At 59.4% G+C, this 19,517-nt stretch carries 18 protein-coding genes; 6 read left to right on the top strand and 12 right to left on the bottom strand.

The features are described from left to right. Positions 1-31 precede the first annotated feature (31 nt). Entirely contained in the window at positions 32-664 is a 633-nt protein-coding gene (locus tag AC2TAD_RS03740) for a sulfotransferase family 2 domain-containing protein (RefSeq protein WP_480866023.1), read from the bottom strand. Between the two features lie 23 nt (positions 665-687). Next, complete coding sequence (locus AC2TAD_RS03745; RefSeq protein ID WP_480866024.1) at positions 688-1,623, bottom strand: DMT family transporter; 936 nt, start codon at positions 1,621-1,623, stop codon at positions 688-690. A 148-nt stretch (positions 1,624-1,771) separates the two neighbouring features. Here AC2TAD_RS03745 and AC2TAD_RS03750 point away from each other — a divergent pair, with 148 nt between their 5' ends. Further along, a complete protein-coding gene (locus AC2TAD_RS03750; RefSeq protein ID WP_480866025.1) occupies positions 1,772-2,785 on the top strand; it encodes a hypothetical protein in 1,014 nt (337 codons plus the stop codon). 6 nt (positions 2,786-2,791) lie between these two features. Here AC2TAD_RS03750 and upp read toward each other — a convergent pair whose 3' ends face one another. The 7 genes from upp to AC2TAD_RS03785 form a co-directional block, all read right to left on the bottom strand. After that, positions 2,792-3,424 carry a uracil phosphoribosyltransferase gene (upp, locus tag AC2TAD_RS03755; protein ID WP_170354714.1) on the bottom strand — a complete coding sequence of 211 codons (633 nt, stop codon included), beginning with the start codon at positions 3,422-3,424 and terminating at the stop codon, positions 2,792-2,794. After that, on the bottom strand, positions 3,421-4,407 hold the full coding sequence (locus AC2TAD_RS03760; protein ID WP_480866027.1) for an adenosine deaminase: 987 nt from the start codon (positions 4,405-4,407) through the stop codon (positions 3,421-3,423). The genes upp and AC2TAD_RS03760 overlap by 4 nt, the downstream gene beginning before the upstream one ends. Continuing rightward, positions 4,404-5,615, bottom strand: a complete 1,212-nt coding sequence (locus AC2TAD_RS03765) for a phosphopentomutase (protein ID WP_480866029.1) — start codon at positions 5,613-5,615, stop codon at positions 4,404-4,406. The genes AC2TAD_RS03760 and AC2TAD_RS03765 overlap by 4 nt, the downstream gene beginning before the upstream one ends. Further along, on the bottom strand, positions 5,612-6,919 hold the full coding sequence (locus tag AC2TAD_RS03770) for a thymidine phosphorylase (protein ID WP_480866031.1): 1,308 nt from the start codon (positions 6,917-6,919) through the stop codon (positions 5,612-5,614). Before AC2TAD_RS03770 ends, AC2TAD_RS03765 begins: the two co-directional genes overlap by 4 nt. A gap of 3 nt (positions 6,920-6,922) precedes the next feature. Beyond that, positions 6,923-7,309, bottom strand: coding sequence for a cytidine deaminase (locus AC2TAD_RS03775; protein ID WP_480866033.1), 387 nt, complete (start codon positions 7,307-7,309; stop codon positions 6,923-6,925). A gap of 89 nt (positions 7,310-7,398) precedes the next feature. Further along, positions 7,399-8,490 carry a cupin domain-containing protein gene (locus AC2TAD_RS03780; RefSeq protein WP_480866035.1) on the bottom strand — a complete coding sequence of 364 codons (1,092 nt, stop codon included), beginning with the start codon at positions 8,488-8,490 and terminating at the stop codon, positions 7,399-7,401. After that, the gene (locus AC2TAD_RS03785; protein ID WP_480866037.1) at positions 8,465-9,133 is read right to left on the bottom strand and encodes a hypothetical protein; all 669 of its coding nucleotides are present in this window, start codon (positions 9,131-9,133) and stop codon (positions 8,465-8,467) included. Before AC2TAD_RS03785 ends, AC2TAD_RS03780 begins: the two co-directional genes overlap by 26 nt. Before the next feature lie 185 nt (positions 9,134-9,318). On the opposite strand from AC2TAD_RS03785, the gene AC2TAD_RS03790 reads away from it, so the two are divergent. The 3 genes from AC2TAD_RS03790 to AC2TAD_RS03800 all read left to right on the top strand — a co-directional run bounded on the left by AC2TAD_RS03790 (position 9,319) and on the right by AC2TAD_RS03800 (position 15,286). Next, entirely contained in the window at positions 9,319-11,592 is a 2,274-nt protein-coding gene (locus tag AC2TAD_RS03790) for an NADP-dependent malic enzyme (RefSeq protein ID WP_480866039.1), read from the top strand. Between the two features lie 280 nt (positions 11,593-11,872). Next, on the top strand, positions 11,873-13,765 hold the full coding sequence (gene prpE / locus AC2TAD_RS03795) for a propionate-CoA ligase PrpE (protein WP_170724390.1): 1,893 nt from the start codon (positions 11,873-11,875) through the stop codon (positions 13,763-13,765). An 81-nt stretch (positions 13,766-13,846) separates the two neighbouring features. Next, positions 13,847-15,286, top strand: coding sequence for an amidase family protein (locus AC2TAD_RS03800; RefSeq protein ID WP_480866041.1), 1,440 nt, complete (start codon positions 13,847-13,849; stop codon positions 15,284-15,286). A 259-nt stretch (positions 15,287-15,545) separates the two neighbouring features. Here AC2TAD_RS03800 and AC2TAD_RS03805 read toward each other — a convergent pair whose 3' ends face one another. After that, positions 15,546-16,307 (bottom strand): NAD kinase, encoded by a 762-nt coding sequence (locus tag AC2TAD_RS03805; protein WP_234899338.1) that lies wholly within the window; start codon positions 16,305-16,307, stop codon positions 15,546-15,548. Between the two features lie 166 nt (positions 16,308-16,473). Here AC2TAD_RS03805 and glyA point away from each other — a divergent pair, with 166 nt between their 5' ends. Next, positions 16,474-17,769: a serine hydroxymethyltransferase gene (gene glyA, locus AC2TAD_RS03810; RefSeq protein WP_170354725.1), complete on the top strand. Its 1,296-nt coding sequence runs from the start codon at positions 16,474-16,476 to the stop codon at positions 17,767-17,769. A gap of 48 nt (positions 17,770-17,817) precedes the next feature. Here the strand turns inward: glyA and AC2TAD_RS03815 are convergent, their stop codons facing one another. Next, entirely contained in the window at positions 17,818-18,192 is a 375-nt protein-coding gene (locus AC2TAD_RS03815; RefSeq protein WP_480866043.1) for a hypothetical protein, read from the bottom strand. Between the two features lie 91 nt (positions 18,193-18,283). Between AC2TAD_RS03815 and AC2TAD_RS03820 the strand changes: the two genes are divergently transcribed. After that, on the top strand, positions 18,284-19,042 hold the full coding sequence (locus AC2TAD_RS03820; RefSeq protein ID WP_480866044.1) for an alpha/beta fold hydrolase: 759 nt from the start codon (positions 18,284-18,286) through the stop codon (positions 19,040-19,042). A gap of 75 nt (positions 19,043-19,117) precedes the next feature. Here the strand turns inward: AC2TAD_RS03820 and AC2TAD_RS03825 are convergent, their stop codons facing one another. Beyond that, positions 19,118-19,495 (bottom strand): rhodanese-like domain-containing protein, encoded by a 378-nt coding sequence (locus tag AC2TAD_RS03825; protein WP_480866046.1) that lies wholly within the window; start codon positions 19,493-19,495, stop codon positions 19,118-19,120. Positions 19,496-19,517 lie beyond the last annotated feature (22 nt).

Genomic DNA, 19,517 nt, shown 5'->3' on the forward strand with positions numbered 1-19,517 from the left:
GGCGCAATGTTGACGTCAAATCAACCCGTGATCATATCCCGAAATCATCAAAGCCGTAGCCGAACCTTTCGATATCTTCGGCACACGTCGCAGCAACAGCGGCGCGTGTCGTTGGCGTGAAATAACCTCGGTAATCTGCAACACGGTCTGAACGGTTCGATTGTGGCAGCGACAGCCTGAACCCGAGATGTTCAAACAAAGGCTCGGCGTCTTTCTCGAACTGTTCCAAACGGATATACGCGCTGCAGTGCTCGACCCCGTTCGCCAGAGTCATATAGCGTCGCGCCGGGTTGGCTGCGAAAGACTGCGCTGTATCAGCGTGCAGAACGAACTCTGTGAACGGCAGTTTGCGGGCCAGGCCGACTGCCGGGTGTTCGAAGGTTTGATCCCTTAACCAGTGATAGTAGCTGACCATCCGGTCCCAAGGATTCCGAACCAGAGTGAAGGTGAACATCGACCGAAGTTCGTCCGCGGATACTATCCCGTCGATATCAGACAAAACGCCGTGTTTCCTGAGACGTTCTGCGCCCGTCATCGCCTTTAACCGCTTGCGGCGTCGCAGCGCCTTGGGTGTATCGCCCACAAGGATGTCATCTTTCATAGCCCGGTCTTCCAAAGCCAAAGACAGCGATGTCCCTCCGCTTTTGGGGATATGAACAAACACGTATCGCCGACCCCTGGAAATGATCATGCGATGGCGTTCTCGGGGGATGTGCGCCCGGCTCTCCAGCCCAATACGGCGCCCGCCGTCGCGATCAGGGCAATCCCTGCGATCTGCATAACGCCGATCGACTGGCCAAAGGCAACCCAGGCGAACAGGGGGCCAAAAATCATGACCGAGTATTCGAATACCGCGACATAGGACGGCTCTCCGATCTGATAGGCTCTGATCAGCATGAAAACGGCGATTGTCGATCCAACGGCCTGAACGACAATCCAGGGGATAGCAGGTTGCATCTGCCAAACCCATCCGCGCGTGACGAACCCCTCCGGCCCTTCAGGCGATGTCAGAGGAAACACCGTCAAGGCGATCACACCCGTTGCCCCCGCCAACCCCAAAGTGACGACCATGGCCGCTAATAGAGCGACGGTACTTTCCCCTGCGCAGTGACTGCGCGTGATAACAGCGCTCAGCGCATAGAACAGCCCCCCGGCGACAGGTAACAGCGTCTTTACATCGAACTCATACGGGTTCGGTTGCAGTACGCATAAAATGCCGGTGAACCCCAGAAAAACAGCGAAAATACGCCAGGGCCCGATCTTTTGCCCCAGCGCCAGCGTCGATATCAGAAGCACAAAGATCGGCGAGGTAAACAGCCCCGCCAAGGCCTGTGCAATGGGCATCAGGGCCAACGCGCCAAAATAGAATAACATCGCCAACGTGATCAGCACACTGCGCAACATCACAGGCCCCAGACGATTTGGGCGCAACTTCCCGAAACCCAATAGCGACAATCCTACGATCAACGGCAGCATCAACGCGGCGCGGCTTAGGTGGAACTGCCAAAGGCCGATCGTCTCGGCCAACAAGATCACCACATTATCCACCACCCCAATGATCGCCATCGAGCTTATCATCAGGATCGAGGCCAAGATCGGTGAGGTCTGCGTGTCGGGCGACATGGTATGCCTTGTTGTTAAACCAATAAAGCCTTGCCCCCAAGGCCCTGCACCATCCAGCACATTTACAGAACCAGGCGCAACAGGTTTGCGCCACTGGATTTTTGCGTGCTAAACTGACCTCAATCAATAATGAGCAGTTCTCACCGTGATGACGGCCCTGAAACAGTACCAACGGATCGAGGCCACCGGTCTGTGGCGTCCTTCGCCCGACGTTCAACGGCGCGAGGTAGTGGTTTCCATCGGCGAAGCCACACTGACAATCTCGGATTTCAATGACAAGGCGCTGACACATTGGTCCCTGGCGGCGCTGGAACGGCAGAATCCGGGTGGTTATCCGGCGGTCTTCAACCCCGATGGCGACCCGGACGAGACGCTGGAGCTGGAAGAAACCGAAACCACCATGATCGAGGCGATAGACCGTTTGCAACGCGCCATCGACCGCGCGCGCCCGCATCCCGGGCGTTTGCGGTGGCTCAGCGTGGCGGGTGTCATTGTCGCTGTTCTGGCCTTGCTTTTGCTTTGGGTTCCGGTTGCGCTTCAGAACCACGTGGTCTCGGTTGTTCCCGAGATCAAACGGCATGATATCGGTGGTGCAATCCTTGACCGGATCGAGCGAGTATCGGGGCGGGCCTGCACGTCCGAAGATGCGCAAGAGGCGTTACATCAACTGGCCGCACGCACAGGTGTACGCGAAGTCGTCATCCTTCCGGCGGGCGTGCAAAGCAGTCTCAGCCTGCCGGGCGGGATCGTGTTGTTAAACCGGGCGCTAGTCGAAGATCACGAGGATCCCTCGGTTGCCGCCGGGTACATCATTGCAGAACGCGCACGAACGCAGGCGCAGGATCCACTTGAGGATCTGCTGAACCGCACCGGAGCAGGCACTGCCTTTAGACTGCTGACAACCGGCGAACTGACCCCAGACATCGTGGATGCCTATACCGAAGAGGTCCTGTCAGAGCCCCGCCCTTCCCTGCCGGATGATGACCTTCTGGAGGTCTTTGCCCAAGCCGCTCTGCCCTCGACACCTTTTGCCTATGCCAAGGATGTAACCGGTGAAACGGTGTTAGGCCTGATCGAGGCTGACCCAATGGCAGGACGTCCCCAACAGCAGGTCCTGCCGGACCGCGATTGGGTCCGGCTGCAGAATATCTGCGGCGGATGATCCGACTTACTTGGTACCGAACATCCGGTCGCCCGCGTCGCCGAGGCCGGGCATGATATAGCCTTTGGAATTCAGCTCTCGGTCCAGTGACGCCGTTACGATGTGCACGTCCGGATGCGCCTCTTTCATCCGCGCAACGCCTTCGGGGGCAGCCAGCAGGCACAGGAATCGGATATCGGTGGCACCCGCCTCTTTCAGCAGATCAATCGCCGCGGCCGAACTGTTACCGGTGGCCAGCATCGGATCAACCGCGATGACCAGACGGTCTTTCAGCCCCTCGGGCGCTTTGAAATAGTACTGAACGGGTTTCAGCGTTTCCTCATCGCGGTAGAGGCCGACAAAACCCACGCGGGCCGAGGGCACCAGCTCCAGCACCCCATCCAGCATCCCGTTTCCGGCCCGCAGGATCGACACCAGCGCCAGCTTCTTACCAGCCAGGATGGGGGCGTCCATCTCCTCCATCGGAGTTTCGATATGGCGGGTGGTCAGCGGCATCTCACGCGTGACCTCATAGGCAAGCAGTTGAGTGATCTCGCGCAGCAACTGCCTGAAGCTGGCGGTCGAGGTGCCCTTGTCCCGCATGAGCGTCAGTTTGTGCTGCACCAGCGGGTGGTCAACGACGGTCAGGTGTTCGCTCATATTCTCTCCAGTCTTGTCTTGACCCGCGCGCGGGTCTCTTCATCGCAAAAAGCCGCGTTCAGTGCGGTTTCGTTCAGCGCGGCAAAAACTTCAGCATCCCAGCCGAACGCCTTGCTCAACATCTCATATTCACGCCGCATTGTGGTGTGGAAAAACGGCGGATCGTCCGTGGAAATTGTGACCTTCACACCCGCATCGCGCAATTTGGCAATTGGATGCGCGGCGAAATCGGGGAAAAGCCCCAGTACCACGTTCGAGCCGGGGCAGACCTCAAGCGTGATGTCGCGGTCCACAATCTCGCGGATCAGGTCTGGGTCTTCGGCGGCGCGTACGCCGTGGCCCACACGTTCCACACGCAAGTCTCGAATAGCATCACGCACGCTTTCGGGGCCACCAAACTCTCCGGCATGCGTGGTCAGGCGCAGACCAGCCTCGCGGGCGCAGTCAAAAGACCACTTATAGTCCCCCTGAGCTCCCATAGCCTCGTTCCCGCCCATGCCAAAGCCGGTGATCCAATCACCAACGGTTTCCGCTGCACAATGGGCGCTGAGCTTTGCTTTTTCAGGACCGAAATGGCGCACACAGGTCACGACCCCACGCAGGGTGATGTCGTATTTGCGCTCGGCCTCATCCGCCGCGTCCTGGATGGCGGTCAGGTAGTCGCGCCAGGCGTGTAGGTCTCCGCCGCCGCAGAAATCGGGGCTGAGGAAGGTTTCCGAATAAACCACTCCGTTCGCCGCGCTTTCTTCGAGGATGGCCAGTGTCAGGCGGCGGAAATCCTCGGGCGATTTCAGCACTTCGCAGGCGGCCTCATACACGCTGAGGAAATGGGCGAAATCGCGGAAATCATAGCTGCCGTCGGGTTTGAAAATCCCGCTCAGGTCGATGCGCTTTTCATGGGCCAACTGCCGGATAAAGGCGGGCGGGGCCGCGCCTTCGTGGTGCAGGTGCAATTCGATTTTGGGAAGGTCTGCGACGCTCATAGAAAACTCCGCCCCGGCCCCTGCGCCGGGATGTTCAGGTGGTGTGCGATGCTAGCCGCAATATCGGTGAAATTCACCGCGCCGATCTGGCCCGCGCCTCGCCCGGCGATCAGAACGGGCACCTGTTCGCGCGTATGGTCGGTGCCGATCCAGCTGGGGTCATTGCCGTGGTCGGCGGTGAGCAGCATCAAGTCTCCGGGCCGCAGACGGGCGATGATTGCGCCGATCTCACGGTCGAACCATTCCAGCGCGCTTGCATAGCCGCTGATGTCGCGGCGGTGGCCGTACAGGCTGTCGAACTCCACGAAATTGGCGAAGATCAGGCTGCCCTCTTCCGCCTCATCGACCAGATCGGAGAGGTGACGCATCAGCTCGGCGTCCGAGCCTTTGCGCAGCGTGTCGATCCCCTGCATCGAGAAGATATCACCGATCTTGCCGACCGCATGCACGCGCCGCCCGGAATCCTGCGCCCAGTTGGTCAGAACCGGCGCAGGCGGCAGGATGGCGAAATCCTTGCGGTTGGTGGTGCGGGTGAAGCCCTGTTCCGGCGTTCCCACGAATGGTCGCGCGATGACCCGGCCCACTTTCATCTCGTGCAAGCGCGGGGCCAGAGTTCGGCACATTTCCAGCAATCGGTCTAGGCCGAAATGCTCCTCATGCGCGGCGATCTGGAACACGCTGTCAGCCGAGGTATAGCAGATTGGCCAGCCGGTGCGCAGATGTTCGGCGCCCAGGTCTGCAATGATCGCCGTACCCGAGGCGTGGCAATCGCCCAATATGCCGTCGGTTCCTGCAGCCTCGGCGGCGGCCCGGCTGAGGTCGGCGGGAAAGGCTGGCTGCGTATCCGGGAAATAGTGCCAGTCCCAAGACACCGGCAGCCCGGCCAGTTCCCAATGGCCCGAGGGCGTGTCCTTACCCGGCGAATGTTCCCGCGCGCAGCCCCACAGGCCGGTCGGTTCCGCCCGCAGCCCCGGCGTGTCTGCGCCCGAGGCCAAACGGGTCGCCGCCCCCAGCCCCAACGCATCCAGATGAGACAAATGCAGCGGGCCCGAGCGCCCATCCTCGGCCCGCCCCTCAGCGCAGGCCTGCGCGATATGGGCCAGCGTGTTGGCCCCCGTATCGGGCACCGTGCCGTTAAAAAATTGATCCGCATCCGGCGCGCCGCCGATGCCGACCGAGTCCATCACGACCAGAAACGCGCGGGTCATGCGGTGATCCTTTCATGCACGATCCCCGGCAGCGAGGGGCTGTCCGGCCCGAGGCTGATCGCTTGCAAGACGGCTTGCGCCGCCTGTTGCGCCGCGTCCTCGCGCGCGGCGTGGATCACGGCCAACGGCGTACCTTTGTCCAGCTTGTCGCCCAGTCGGACGATATTGGAAATCCCCACGGCGGGGTCGATCACGTCGCTTTCAACTTGCCGCCCGCCGCCCAGCGCAACGACGGCCAGTCCCAACGCTTCGCCATCCATCGCAGTGACATAGCCCGTGCTTGGCGCAGGAACTTCAAGAATCACGCTGGCCTCGGGCAAGTACCGCGACCAGTTGTCGACGAAATGCAGTGGCGCGCCGACGGCGGCCATCATGCGCCCGAACCTTTCGGCCGCGCGGCCAGAGCGGATAATTTCGGCCAGTTTCTCGCGCCCCTCATCCAAGGTTGCGCACATCCCGGCATCCACCAGCAGCACGCCGCCCAACTCGGCCGAGATTTCGGCCAAGGGCGTATTGCGCCCGCCGGTCATGGCTTTCATGACCTCGCAGATCTCTAACGCGTTGCCCAGCGCCGGTGCCAGAGGTTGGTTCATATCCGTGATCACCGCCGAGGTGCGGCATCCCGCGGCATTCGCGGTCTGGGTCAGGGCCTGTGCCAGATTGCGCGCATCCTCGTGGGTTTTCATGAACGCGCCGCTGCCCACCTTGACGTCCAGCACCAGTGCATCCGGGCTGGCGGCCAGCTTCTTGGACAGGATCGACGCGGTGATCAGGTCGAGGCTTTCCACCGTCGCCGTCACATCGCGGATTGCATAGAGCCGCTTGTCCGCAGGGGCGATCTGCCCCGTTGCGCCAACGATGGCCGCGCCGGTTTCGCGCAAAATCTGCGCCAGACGATCTTCGCTGATCTGAGTGGTCACGCCCGGAATCGACTCGAGCTTGTCCAGCGTCCCACCGGTATGGCCCAACCCACGACCCGAGATCATCGGGACATAGGCCCCCATCTCAGCCAGTGCAGGTGCAAGCACCAGACTGACACTGTCCCCCACCCCTCCGGTCGAGTGCTTGTCGATCACCGGGCCATCCACGTCCCATGTCAGAACGTCGCCGCTGTCGCGCATTGCAACCGTCAGGTCAGCGCGGCCCTGCGCGCCCAGACCGCCCATACAGACGGCCATCGCAAAAGCCCCAGCCTGCGCATCACTGACGCCACCATCAGCCAGACCTTGCGCGAACCAGCGCAGTTCCTCGGCCGTGGGCACCTGACCCCGGCGCAGTTTGGCAATGATCGAACGGGCGTCCATGGCTCACTCCATATGCGAGGCGCCAAAGGCCCCCGGCAGCAGATCGCCAATGGTGGTTTCCATCTCAGACCCTTCGACCGATGCCAGTGTCACCTTGACCTCGCGCTTGCCGAACTCAGCCAGTTTCTGACGGCACCCCCCGCAGGGCGGCACGGGCTGAGGCGATGAGGCAACCACATAAACCTCGGTCAGTTCCTGCTCGCCTGCGGCGACCATGGCGGCAATCGCCCCTGCTTCAGCGCAGGTGCCTTCGGGATAGGCCACGTTTTCGACATTGCATCCGGAATAAATCACGCCCGAGGCAGATCGGACCGCCGCCCCGACCTTGAAGTTCGAATAGGGCGCATAGGCGTTTTCGCGAACTAAGAGGGCTGCGTCTTTCAGGCTCATGGCGATTCCCCGATTTTTGATCATCTGGTCAGAAAAATACTGTTCTAGTGAAACGGCGCGCCAAGGTGAAGCCCCGCGCGCCGCAATTCTTACCCCAGCCGTGTGTTGAACGTGCCCGGCAGCGTCACCTCAAGCAGTTCCACATCATCCGACGGGTCCGACAGGCGCGTCCGCATCCCCGGAGGGATCACAAACGCGTCCCCTTGTTCCAGCGGGTATGGCTCGCGCCCTTCACCTTCTAATGTGACCGCGCCGTTCATGACAAAGGTAAAATGGATATCTGTGTCATGGGCAGCCCATTGCGGATCACCCTGCCCTTTGCGCACGACCTGCACCCCGGCCACGCCCTTGGTGTTTTCCGCAATCGTGGTGTCGCGGCAGATATAGCCCGGCAGGCGGAACGGCACCCAATCCGCGCCCTCGGCCTGATTGAAGACGAACTTCTGCCCCTGCCATTCACGATCGGGGCGGTAGTGCGGGGTGGGTAGGTCCATATCGTGATCAATCTCTGTGACGTGCTCGGCAGGCACCCCGATCTCGATCACCTGCACATTGTCCGAGGCCTCAAGCACGCGGTGACGGATTTCGGGCGGTTGGATAAAGCAATCGCCAGCAGTCAGGCGCATCTTGTCGCCCTGATCCTCGTAGACCACATCCACCCAGCCGTGGATGCAGAAGATCAGTTGGAATCCGACCTTGTGGAAATGCACCATGTCCGGCACCGGTCCACCGTCGGGAATGCGGATATGGCTAGCAATGATGGACCCGCCCAGCCGGTCGGGCACCAGATCACGATAGTGCATCCCGGCGCGACCAATGATCCACGGGGCCTGATCCTTGAGCCTGCGCACAACGAAAGAATGCACCGTGTCCGGCATGACCATGGGCGGATTCAGCTCATCAATCTCGACCTTTGTTCCGTTCGGGGCCACTAGGCTGCGCTGTCCGTCGGCAAAGCTGTCGGGGTCATCGGTCAGGATGCGCAACGTGCCGGGGCTTTCCGGCGCGTCCTTTTCAATCCGCAGCCGCAGCCCGTGGCCGGAAAACACCGCCACCCGAGGGTCATCGGCGGGATAGATCATATCCATCCGCATCCCCAGCACCTTGGTAAAAAAGGGGATATCGTCGCGCAGCTCCCGCGTGGGCAGACGAATCTCAGCTTTGGTCTGGTTGTTGGTCATTCACTGTCTCTTCGATCTTGGCTTTCGGCCATCCGATCAGAACAGCGGCCAGAATGCCAATCGAAAAGAACATCTCAAGCGTTTCTTCCAGCACAAACAGGCGCAGTATCATGGTCTGAGACATATCCGCGCCCATCATCCCGGACACCTCTTCCAGCAGTTGCGCGACCACTGCCGACATCCCCGCCAGGAAAAACACCAGCAAAAACGGCGCGCGTGCCTTCAAAGCACGCCAACCCGTCGGGACACCGTGCCAGATCAACCCACCCAACACGATCACCGCCAGCACTATGCGCACGGCAGTCATGTCCAGCATCACGTCCAAACCACTGAGGATCGTATGAGGAAAGGTTCCAACCGAGTAGACATCCGCTTCAAGCTCGCGCTCGGCCAACAGAAGACACACGACGCCGATGTACAGGCGCTTGACGCCGGGAAAGCGGTAAAACGCTGCAAAGCCCGCCGCCAGCAAAGCAAAAGCCGAGCCAGTCTCGATCAAGCCGCCCTCTTGGTTGAAACGCGATGCCTGTTCCGGCCAGATAGAGATAACGACCAACACAAGCGCCATTGCGGCCAGAGCAGCAGGAAGCCCAAAGTAAATATGCCCTTTGGAAGCAGTCCGGAGATCCTCATTAAAGCTCATGTCTGGCCTTTGTTCTTGCGTCTGAAAGACAGGTTTTCGAAGATGCTCGAAACTAGTTACTTTGAATTGAAATGCAACTCACGCGCTCATGTCGCCGAAAACATGCTGCAAAATGACGTAACGTAGCCAAGCCGGAAAAAATGGTTTAACGGTCAATCAAATTTCGGAACGGAGATAAATCGCCAATGTCTGACACCCCCAGCCTGCGGCAGGCCGCGCTTGACTACCACGCCCACCCAAAGCCCGGAAAGCTAGAGATCAAAGCCACTAAGCCGATGGCCAACGGTCGCGACTTGGCGCGCGCCTACTCACCCGGCGTGGCCGAAGCGAGCCTTGAAATTAAGGCCGACCCCCAAAATGCCGAGCTTTATACGGCGCGCGGCAACCTTGTGGCGGTGGTCTCAAACGGGACGGCGGTTTTGGGACTGGGCAACATCGGTGCGCTGGCCTCAAAACCAGTGATGGAAGGCAAGGCCGTTCTGTTCAAGAAATTCGCTAATATCGACTGTTTCGATATCGAGGTCGATCAGCCCGATCCCGAAAAGCTGGCTGATATCGTCTGCGCGTTAGAGCCCACTTTTGGTGCGATCAACCTAGAAGACATCAAAGCCCCCGACTGCTTCGTCGTCGAGAAAATCTGCCGCGAGCGGATGAATATCCCCGTTTTTCACGACGACCAGCACGGCACTGCCATCGTTGTGGGGGCGGCCGCCAAGAACGCGCTGCACGTTGCCGGCAAATCGTTCGAAGACATCAAAGTCGTCTCGACCGGCGGCGGGGCGGCGGGGATTGCCTGCCTGTCCATGCTGGTCAAGCTAGGCGTCAAGCGCGAGAATATCTGGCTGTGCGATATTCACGGTCTGGTCTACGAAGGCCGCGCCGAGGATATGAATCCGCACAAGGACCAGTTCGCACAGAAATCCGATCTGCGCACGCTGGATGACGTGATAGGGGATGCGGACCTGTTCCTTGGCCTAAGCGGGCCGAATGTGCTCAAGCCCGATATGGTCGCGAAAATGGCCAGCCGCCCGATCATCTTTGCGCTGGCCAACCCGAACCCGGAAATTCTGCCCGATGCCGCGCGCGAGGTTGCGCCGGATGCAATCATCGCCACGGGCCGCAGCGACTTTCCCAATCAGGTGAACAACGTCCTGTGCTTTCCCTTCATCTTCCGCGGCGCGCTGGATGTTGGCGCAACCGAGATCAACGATGAGATGCAGATCGCCTGTGTCGACGGTATCGCCGAAATGGCCCGCGCCACCACCAGTGCCGAGGCCGCAGCCGCCTATAAGGGTGAACAACTGACCTTCGGTCCCGACTATCTGATCCCCAAACCCTTTGACCCGCGCCTTGTGGGCGTGGTGTCATCCTCAGTGGCCAAGGCCGCTATGGCGAGCGGTGTGGCCAAACGCCCGATTGCCGATATCGAAGCGTATAAAGAACAGCTCAACCAAACCGTTTTCAAATCGGCGCTGATCATGCGACCGGTTTTCGAGGCCGCCTCGGCCGCGTCCCGCAAGATCGTCTTTGCCGAGGGTGAAGACGAACGCGTCCTGCGCGCAGCCCAAGCTATTTTGGAAGAAACCACCGAGACCCCGATTCTGATCGGTCGTCCCGATGTAATCGATGCCCGATGCGAAAGGCTGGGTCTGACCGTCCGGCCGGGTGAGGATTTCCAGATCGTAAACCCGCAAGACGACCCGCGCTATTATGATTATTGGAATACATATCACGGACTGATGCAGCGCCGTGGCGTTACGCCTGATCTGGCCAAGGCGATCATGCGGACCAACAACACTGCTATTGCCTCGATTGCCGTGCATCGGGGCGATGCAGACAGTATGATCTGCGGAACCTTTGGCGAGTACCGCTGGCACTTGAACTATGTGCAACAAATTTTGAGCGACGGAGACTTACGTCCGCACGGCGCGCTGTCGCTGATGATCCTGGAAGACGGGCCGTTGTTTATTGCTGACACCCATGTTCGGCAACTGCCCTCCCCCGAGGAACTGGCCGAAAGCACAATCGGGGCAGCGCGTCACGTGCGCCGCTTTGGGCTTGAACCCAAAATCGCCTTTTGCTCGCAATCCCAGTTTGGCAATCAGGCGGAAGGGTCAGGCAAACGTCTGCGGGCGGCGCTGGATATTCTGGACTCGGAGCCACGTGACTTTACCTATGAGGGCGAGATGAATCTTGACCTTGCGCTGGACCCCGAGCTGCGCTCGCGCATCTTCCCGAATTCCCGCATGGAGGGTGCAGCGAATGTGTTGATCTTCGCGCATTCCGACGCGGCCAGCGGCGTGCGAAACATTCTGAAAATGAAGGCGGACGGGCTGGAGGTTGGGCCGATCCTGATGGGGATGGGCAACAAGGCGCATATCGTGACGCCATCAATCACCGCGCGTGGGTTGCTGAACATGGCCGCAATAGCGGGTACGCCCGTTACCCACTACGGGTAGTCGTGTAACCTGATCTGTCAATAATTCGAACCGGGCGCCAGCTAAGGCGCCCGGTATGATTCTGAGACTTGTTTGCTCAGCCCTCTTTGCAACTTTGCAAAAATTCCCCACGATACCCACCTTACTGCGCCCAAAAAGTGCATTTGCAAAAATTTGCACCTCTACTTCCAAAGATATGCAAATATTTTGCGATAAAGTGACGCTCCGACTTAAGCGTCGCTTGTCCGTTACCCTTCGGCCACTTTACACAAAGCGCACTGAACTATCGGAGGAGATTATCGTGGCTTACCAGGACGTTTTCGACAGCTGGAAATCCAACCCAGAGGAATTTTGGATGGAGGCCGCCAAAAGCATCGACTGGGTGCGTCCACCGACCAAAGCCCTGTTCGACGACAACGCTCCGATCTACGAATGGTTCTCGGACGCCCAAGTCAACACATGCTGGAACGCCGTGGATCGCCACGTGGAAAACGGCCGCGCCGAGCAGACGGCAATAATCTACGACAGCCCTATCACCCACACCAAGCGCGAGATCTCGTATGTCGAGCTGCGCAATCGCGTCGCGATGCTGGCCGGTGCATTGCGGGCCAAGGGCGTGGAAAAAGGCGACCGGGTTATTATCTACATGCCGATGATCCCCGAAGCGTTGGAGGCCATGCTGGCCTGCGCCCGTCTTGGGGCCGTACATTCGGTGGTGTTTGGAGGCTTTGCCAGCAACGAGTTGGCTGTTCGGATCGACGATGCGAAGCCCAAAGCAATCATCGCCGCCTCGTGCGGGATGGAGCCCGGGCGCGTTGTCCACTACAAACCCCTATTGGACGGGGCCATCGATTTGGCCGAGCACAAACCCGATTTCTGCGTTATTTTCCAACGCGAGCAAGAGGTTGCACAACTGATTGAAGGTCGCGACTTCAACTGGCATGGCTTCCAATACGGTGTCGAACCGGCCGAGTGTGTTCCGGTCGCCGGCAACGACCCGGCCTATATCCTCTACACCTCGGGCACGACAGGTGCGCCCAAAGGTGTCGTTCGCCCCACCGCAGGCCATTTGGTGGCGCTGAACTGGACGATGAAGAATATCTACAATGTGGACCCCGGTGACGTGTTCTGGGCAGCATCCGACGTGGGATGGGTCGTGGGTCACTCTTACATTTGTTACGCGCCTTTGATCCACGGAAACACCACGATCGTGTTCGAAGGCAAGCCGGTGGGCACACCCGACGCCGGCACGTTCTGGCGTGTTATTTCCGAACACAAGGTCAAAAGCTTTTTCACCGCACCAACAGCGATCCGTGCGGTCAAACGCGAGGACCCGCAAGGTGAACTGATCAACAATTACGATATGTCCCACTTGGGCGCGCTTTACCTGGCCGGTGAGCGGGCTGACCCGGACACGATCGTCTGGGCGCAGGATGCACTGAAAGTGCCGGTGATCGATCATTGGTGGCAAACTGAAACCGGCTGGCCCATCGCAGGAAATCCGCTTGGGATCGAGGAACTGCCGATCAAACTTGGGTCACCCGCCAAGCCTATGCCTGGTTATGACGTGCAGATCCTGGACGAAGGCGGCCACCCCATGAAAGCCGGAGAGCTGGGCGCAATCGCAGTAAAGCTTCCCCTTCCCCCCGGCACTTTGCCAACACTGTGGAATGCTGAAGAACGGTTCAAAAGCGCATATCTTGAGCATTTCCCCGGCTACTATGAAACCGGCGACGCGGGCATGATCGATGAGGACGGGTACCTATACATCATGGCCCGCACCGATGACGTGATCAACGTCGCGGGTCACCGCCTGTCTACTGGCGGTATGGAAGAGGTTCTGGCCTCTCACCCCGACGTAGCGGAATGCGCCGTGATCGGCGTAACCGATCAGTTGAAGGGCCAGATGCCGGTTGGCTTCCTTTGCCTGAATGCAGGTTGTGATCGTGACCACGGTGAGGTCGTGCAGGATGTGGTTAAGCTGGTACGCGACAAGATCGGCCCAGTCGCAGCCTTCAAACAGGCTGTTGTGGTGGATCGCCTGCCCAAGACGCGGTCGGGCAAGATCTTGCGCGGGACGATGGTGTCGATTGCCGACAGCAAGGACTACAAAACGCCCGCAACCATCGACGATCCGGCCATTCTGGACGAGATCACAGACGCCCTGAAAACACTCGGCTACGCCCAGAAATAGAGCACAGTGCAGCGCTGCTGCACCCCTGCCCTTGCAACCCGCCTTGGGGCCTCTACAGTCTGACTAAGACAGTGAGGCCCCATGACAATACGTGACTTATGGCGTCTGAACGCCACCGACCTGACGAACCTGACCCGCAAGGGCGAGATCAGCACGGAAGACGCTATAAAATCCTCGATCGACAGGTTGCATCAGGTCAATCCCGACCTCAATGCCGTCGTCGAAGACCTTAGTACCGAGGCCGTCAGCCATGCGCGTGAACTGGACAATGCAGTCGCCGGGGGCGCGGAACCCGGCCCACTGCACGGCGTGCCTGTCACCATAAAGATCAACGTCGATCAAAGAGGGCATGCAACCACGAACGGCGTCGTTGCTTTAAAGGATGTGATTGCACCCGATGATGCCCCGGTCGTCAGAAATCTGCAAAACGCAGGTGCTATTGTGATCGGCCGTACCAATACACCCGAATTCTCGTTTCGTGCCGACACGGATAACGACCTGCACGGCCGCACGTATAACCCGTGGGGGCGGCATATCTCGCCGGGTGGATCTTCGGGTGGTGCCGGTGCGGCGGTGATGGCGGGGATCGGGGCCTTGGCGCATGGCAATGATATCGGCGGCAGCCTGCGGTTTCCAGCGGCCGCCAACGGCGCGGTGACCGTGAAGCCAGGTCTGGGCCGCGTACCCGCGTTTAACCCAAGTCAAAAGGTTGAGCGTGGCTTGCTGGCGCAATCCATGTCAGTGCAAGGGCTGATCACCCGTTCGGCTGCGGATTTGCACCTGTCGATGCCCAGCCTGATCGCGGCTGATCCCCGCGATCCGTTTCATGTTGCCGTGTCGTGGCGCGGGGATAAGACCGACGGGCCCATCAAGGTTGCCTTTACCAAGAACACCTACGGCTATGATTTACACCCCGAGGTCGACAAAGCGCTGGACACCGCCCGTGACGCGCTGATGGACGCGGGGTATGACGTGCAAGAGGTGAACACACCCGACGTGTTCGAATGCGGGCGCGGTGGGTATCGCGCGTTGATGGGTGAAGTTCTGACCTTGTTGAAAACAGATATCGAGGCCGCCGGATCGCAAACCATCCGCGATATCTTTGAAGTATACTTCCAGGAATTTCCGCCCATCACCGGAACCGAGTTGATCGGAATGTTGGCCAAGCGAACACAGTATGCGCGGGAATGGGCATTATTCATGCTGGATTATCCGCTGATTCTGTCACCGTTTCTGCCGCAACCCTTTTTCGGCCCCGACCGTGACACCGAAGGCCCCGAAGGCGTCCACGAAGTTCTGGGCTGCGCGGTCTATTCCTACGCGATGAATTTCCTTGGCCTTCCCGCCGCCAGTGTTCCAGCGCGTCTGGCCGATCTACCAAACGGGCCACAACCGATAAACGTCCAGATTGCTGCAGCGCGCTGGCGCGAGGATATGGCCGTAGATGCCGCCGCCGCGATCGAAGCACGTGTGGGACAGATGTGCCTACCGCTGTGGGAAAAGATGGATCAGGTCAACTGACCCCTGCCAAAAGAAATTGACCCCGGGGTTTTGTACCCGGGGCCCACTTTCTAAAATATGCCCGGAGATCCGATAACAAGCGTAGCACCACCTACCCTTGCCAGCGCGAAAACTGCGCGTTCATTTCGAAAACACCGTTGGCGGCCACTCACTCCCGCCGTTGATGTGTCTCCGGGTAAGTTCACATTAATCCATGGTTAATCAATCTCCTGTGAACTGGTTCACACAAGAGTGAGAAAATTGCCAACAGCACGCAAAATCAGGTGAATTGCTCCGAGATCAGCCGCTCTTCCAGCCCATGACCGGGGTCGAAAAGGATGCGATGCTGGATCGAAGGCTCGGACCTGATCTCGACCCAGTCGATATCCGGGAACGAGATAGAATCGGCGTCCGCCATGACCGGGCGTTTATCCGCGTCCAGCACATCAAACCGAACCTTGGCGATCTTGGGCAACAAAGCGCCCCGCCACCTGCGCGGGCGAAACGCGGCGATCGCGGTCAGGGCCAGAACATCGGACCCAATCGGCAGAATCGGACCATGGGCCGAGTAATTATAGGCCGTGGACCCCGCAGGCGTGGACAACAGCGCCCCGTCACAGACCAACTCGTCCATGCGAACCCGTCCGTCCACACTGATCTTGAGGCGTGCGGCCTGCGGACCGGCCCGCAGCAGCGATACCTCGTTGATCGCAAGCGCCTCATGCATCTTGCCGGACTGGTCCATCGCGCGCATGGCCAGTGGATTGATGACCTCTTCTATCGCTACATCAAGGCGTTCCATCAGGTCAGTCTCATGGAACTCGTTCATCAGAAATCCGATGGTGCCACGGTTCATGCCGTAAACAGGTGTATCCAGATGCTGCATGTTGTGCAGCGTGTGCAGCATGAAGCCATCGCCGCCCAGCGCAACGACCACATCGGCATCACGCGGCGCTGCGTTGCCATAACGCCTGACCAGCGTGTCGCGCGCGGTTTGCGCCACTTTCGCGTCGCTGGCAAGAAAAGCGATTCTCTGAATCATCTGTTGCGGTTTCCGGTGCTGCACATTTGGTTCCGAAACAACCATACCTTTCCCCGATAGGCCAGTCTTGACGCCGCAGTTGGCCAAATCGTCGCTTTAAGCCTTTTGCCGCTGGCCAGTTTCCGATAGGAAATCCGCAAATTACCCCCCAGTATGTGGAGCCCCCATGAACGCCAATCTTCGTGATACCGGATTTTTCACCCAATCCCTCGCTGACCGTGATCCCGAGCTGTTCGGCTCGATTACATCCGAGCTGGGACGTCAGCGCGACGAGATCGAACTGATCGCATCCGAGAACATCGTGTCTGCCGCGGTGATGGAAGCGCAGGGTTCGGTGATGACCAACAAATATGCCGAAGGCTATCCGGGTCGTCGTTATTATGGCGGTTGCCAGTTCGTTGATGTCGCCGAAAATCTGGCCATCGATCGCGCCAAAGAACTGTTTGGCTGCGGATTTGCCAACGTTCAGCCGAACTCGGGCAGCCAAGCCAACCAGGGTGTGTTCCAGGCGCTGATCCAGCCCGGCGACACCATTCTGGGCATGAGCCTGGACGCAGGTGGCCACCTGACCCATGGCGCAGCCCCCAACCAGTCCGGCAAGTGGTTCAAGGCTGTTCAATACGGCGTGCGCCAGCAGGACAACATGCTGGACTATGATCAGGTCGAGGCGCTGGCGAAAGAGCACCAGCCCAAGCTGATCATCGCAGGTGGCTCGGCCATCCCGCGCCAGATCGACTTTGCCCGCATGCGCGAGATTGCCGATATGGTCGGCGCTTACCTGCACGTGGATATGGCGCACTTTGCCGGTCTGGTTGCAGCAGGCGAGCATCCGAGTCCCTTCCCGCATGCGCATGTGGCCACCACCACCACCCACAAGACCCTGCGCGGTCCCCGCGGTGGCATGATCCTGACCAATGACGAGGCGATCGCCAAGAAAGTGAACTCGGCCATCTTCCCCGGCATTCAGGGCGGCCCGCTGATGCACGTCATCGCTGGTAAAGCTGTCGCCTTTGGTGAGGCGCTGCGACCCGAGTTCAAAACCTACATCCAACAGGTCGTGACCAACGCGCAGGCGCTGTCGGACCAGCTGATCAAAGGCGGTCTGGACACGGTCACCCACGGCACCGACACCCATGTGGTTCTGGTCGACCTGCGCCCCAAAGGCGTAAAGGGCAACGCGACCGAGAAAGCCTTGGGTCGTGCGCACATCACCTGCAACAAGAACGGCGTTCCATTCGACCCCGAAAAGCCAACCATCACGTCGGGCATTCGCCTGGGCTCGCCTGCAGGAACCACTCGTGGGTTTGGTGAGGTCGAGTTCCGCCAGATCGCGGATTGGATCATCGAAGTGGTCGACGGTCTGGCCGCTAATGGCGAAGAAGGTAACGGCGCGGTCGAAGCCAAGGTCAAGGCCGAAGTGGCCGAACTGTGCGCGCGCTTCCCGATTTATCCGAACCTGTAAAGTGTCAGGATATCAAAAAGTTGAACGGCGCCCCAGCGGCGCCGTTTTTCATATGAAGCCCTGCCACCGCAGAAACACAAGCAGCAGAACCGACAGGGCCAACAAGTTGAAAGCCAACCCACCCAGCATTCCCAGAAACCAGCCCAGCCTGCGGTCGGCCAGATTTATGCCGGTCAGATGATCCTGCACCTCATCTGACGCGCGGGCCAGTTTGGGCGTGTCCAGCACCAGCCTCAGCTTGGGATGGGCCGCCATCTGCTCGGCATCCGCCAAAAGCAGCGCCTGTTTGTATATGCGCCGGGGCAGTTGACGTTTGGCTTTTCTGACCGAGGCCGTCAGAGTCTTGTCCTGCACACCCAACTTGTCGCGCAACAACTGCACGGTCTGCGCGATTTGAGTTTGGATGTCGGGGTTTTGCGCCATATCGGGGCCTCCTGCCGCGGCACTGTATCCGGGCCGGACACGCGCCACAATGGGGCTGGCTGTTTGTCGGCACGACAGGTATCACACGGACATGCTGAACACTATCATCCATGGTGAACCGACTTCAAACCCGCCTTTGCTGATTGCCCATGGGCTATATGGCTCGGGTCGAAACTGGGGTGTCATTGCACGCAGACTGTCTGATGAGCGACAGGTCGTGGCCGTCGACATGAGAAACCACTCCAACAGTAAGTGGACGACACAACATGACTACCCGAGCATGGCCGATGACCTGGCAGAGGTGATTGATCATTTTGGTGGACAGGCGGATGTGCTCGGTCATTCGATGGGCGGCAAGGCGGCCATGACGCTGGCCTTGCTGCATGGCGAGAAGCTGCGCAAGCTGGTGGTCGCTGACATCGCGCCCGTTACTTATACGCATAGCCAGATCCAGTTCATCGAGGCAATGCGCGCCGTTGACCTGTCATCTGTCACGCGTCGGTCAGATGCCGAACAGCAACTGGCCGAACAAGGTGTCGAGAAAGCCTTACAGAGCTTTTTCACACAGTCGCTGGACATCAAGGGTCAACGGTGGTTGCTGAATCTGGATACTCTGTCTGCCGAGATGCCGACAATCATGGGCTTTCCCGAGCTGACAGGCACATGGGACAAGCCGACCCTGTTTTTGTCCGGGGCTGAATCTGACTATGTGCTGCCCGAATACCGCCCCGCGATCCGGGCGCTGTTTCCAACTGCGCGCTTCGCCAAAATACCCGGTGCGGGACATTGGTTGCACGCCGAAAAACCGCGTGAATTCGAGGCTTCGGTTCGGGCCTTCCTGAACGCTTAGGAGAAAGTCCGCAAAAGCGACCGGCGCGGCTGCTACCGCGTCGATCCTTTAACATTCAGCTTCAAGTCATTCGCTTCAGGAGCCCGCGACGTCGCCGCCACCTTCAACCCAGTCTTTGAAACCACCCAGGTTATAAACCTGCGCGTATCCCATATCCTTTAACAACTTGCCCGCCAGCGCCGCGCGCCCTCCGGCTGCGCAATACAGAACAATGGGACGATCCTTACGCAGCTCGGGGTCATGAGATTGCAACGCATCGTCGGCATGAAACTCCAACATCCCCCTTGAGATGTGATGCGCGCCTGCAGCCCGACCCGTTTTCATCAATTCAGCCCCATCACGTACGTCCAGTAGTAAACCACCCTGCCCCAGAACCTCGGCCGCGCGGGCCATATCTATCCGTTCAACAGCGGCGTTCGCGGCTTCCATCATCTCTTTCACGGTTAAGGACATAGGCGTTTCTCCTGTTGGTGTT

It is taken from the genome of Ruegeria sp. HKCCD7628, assembly GCF_057221005.1.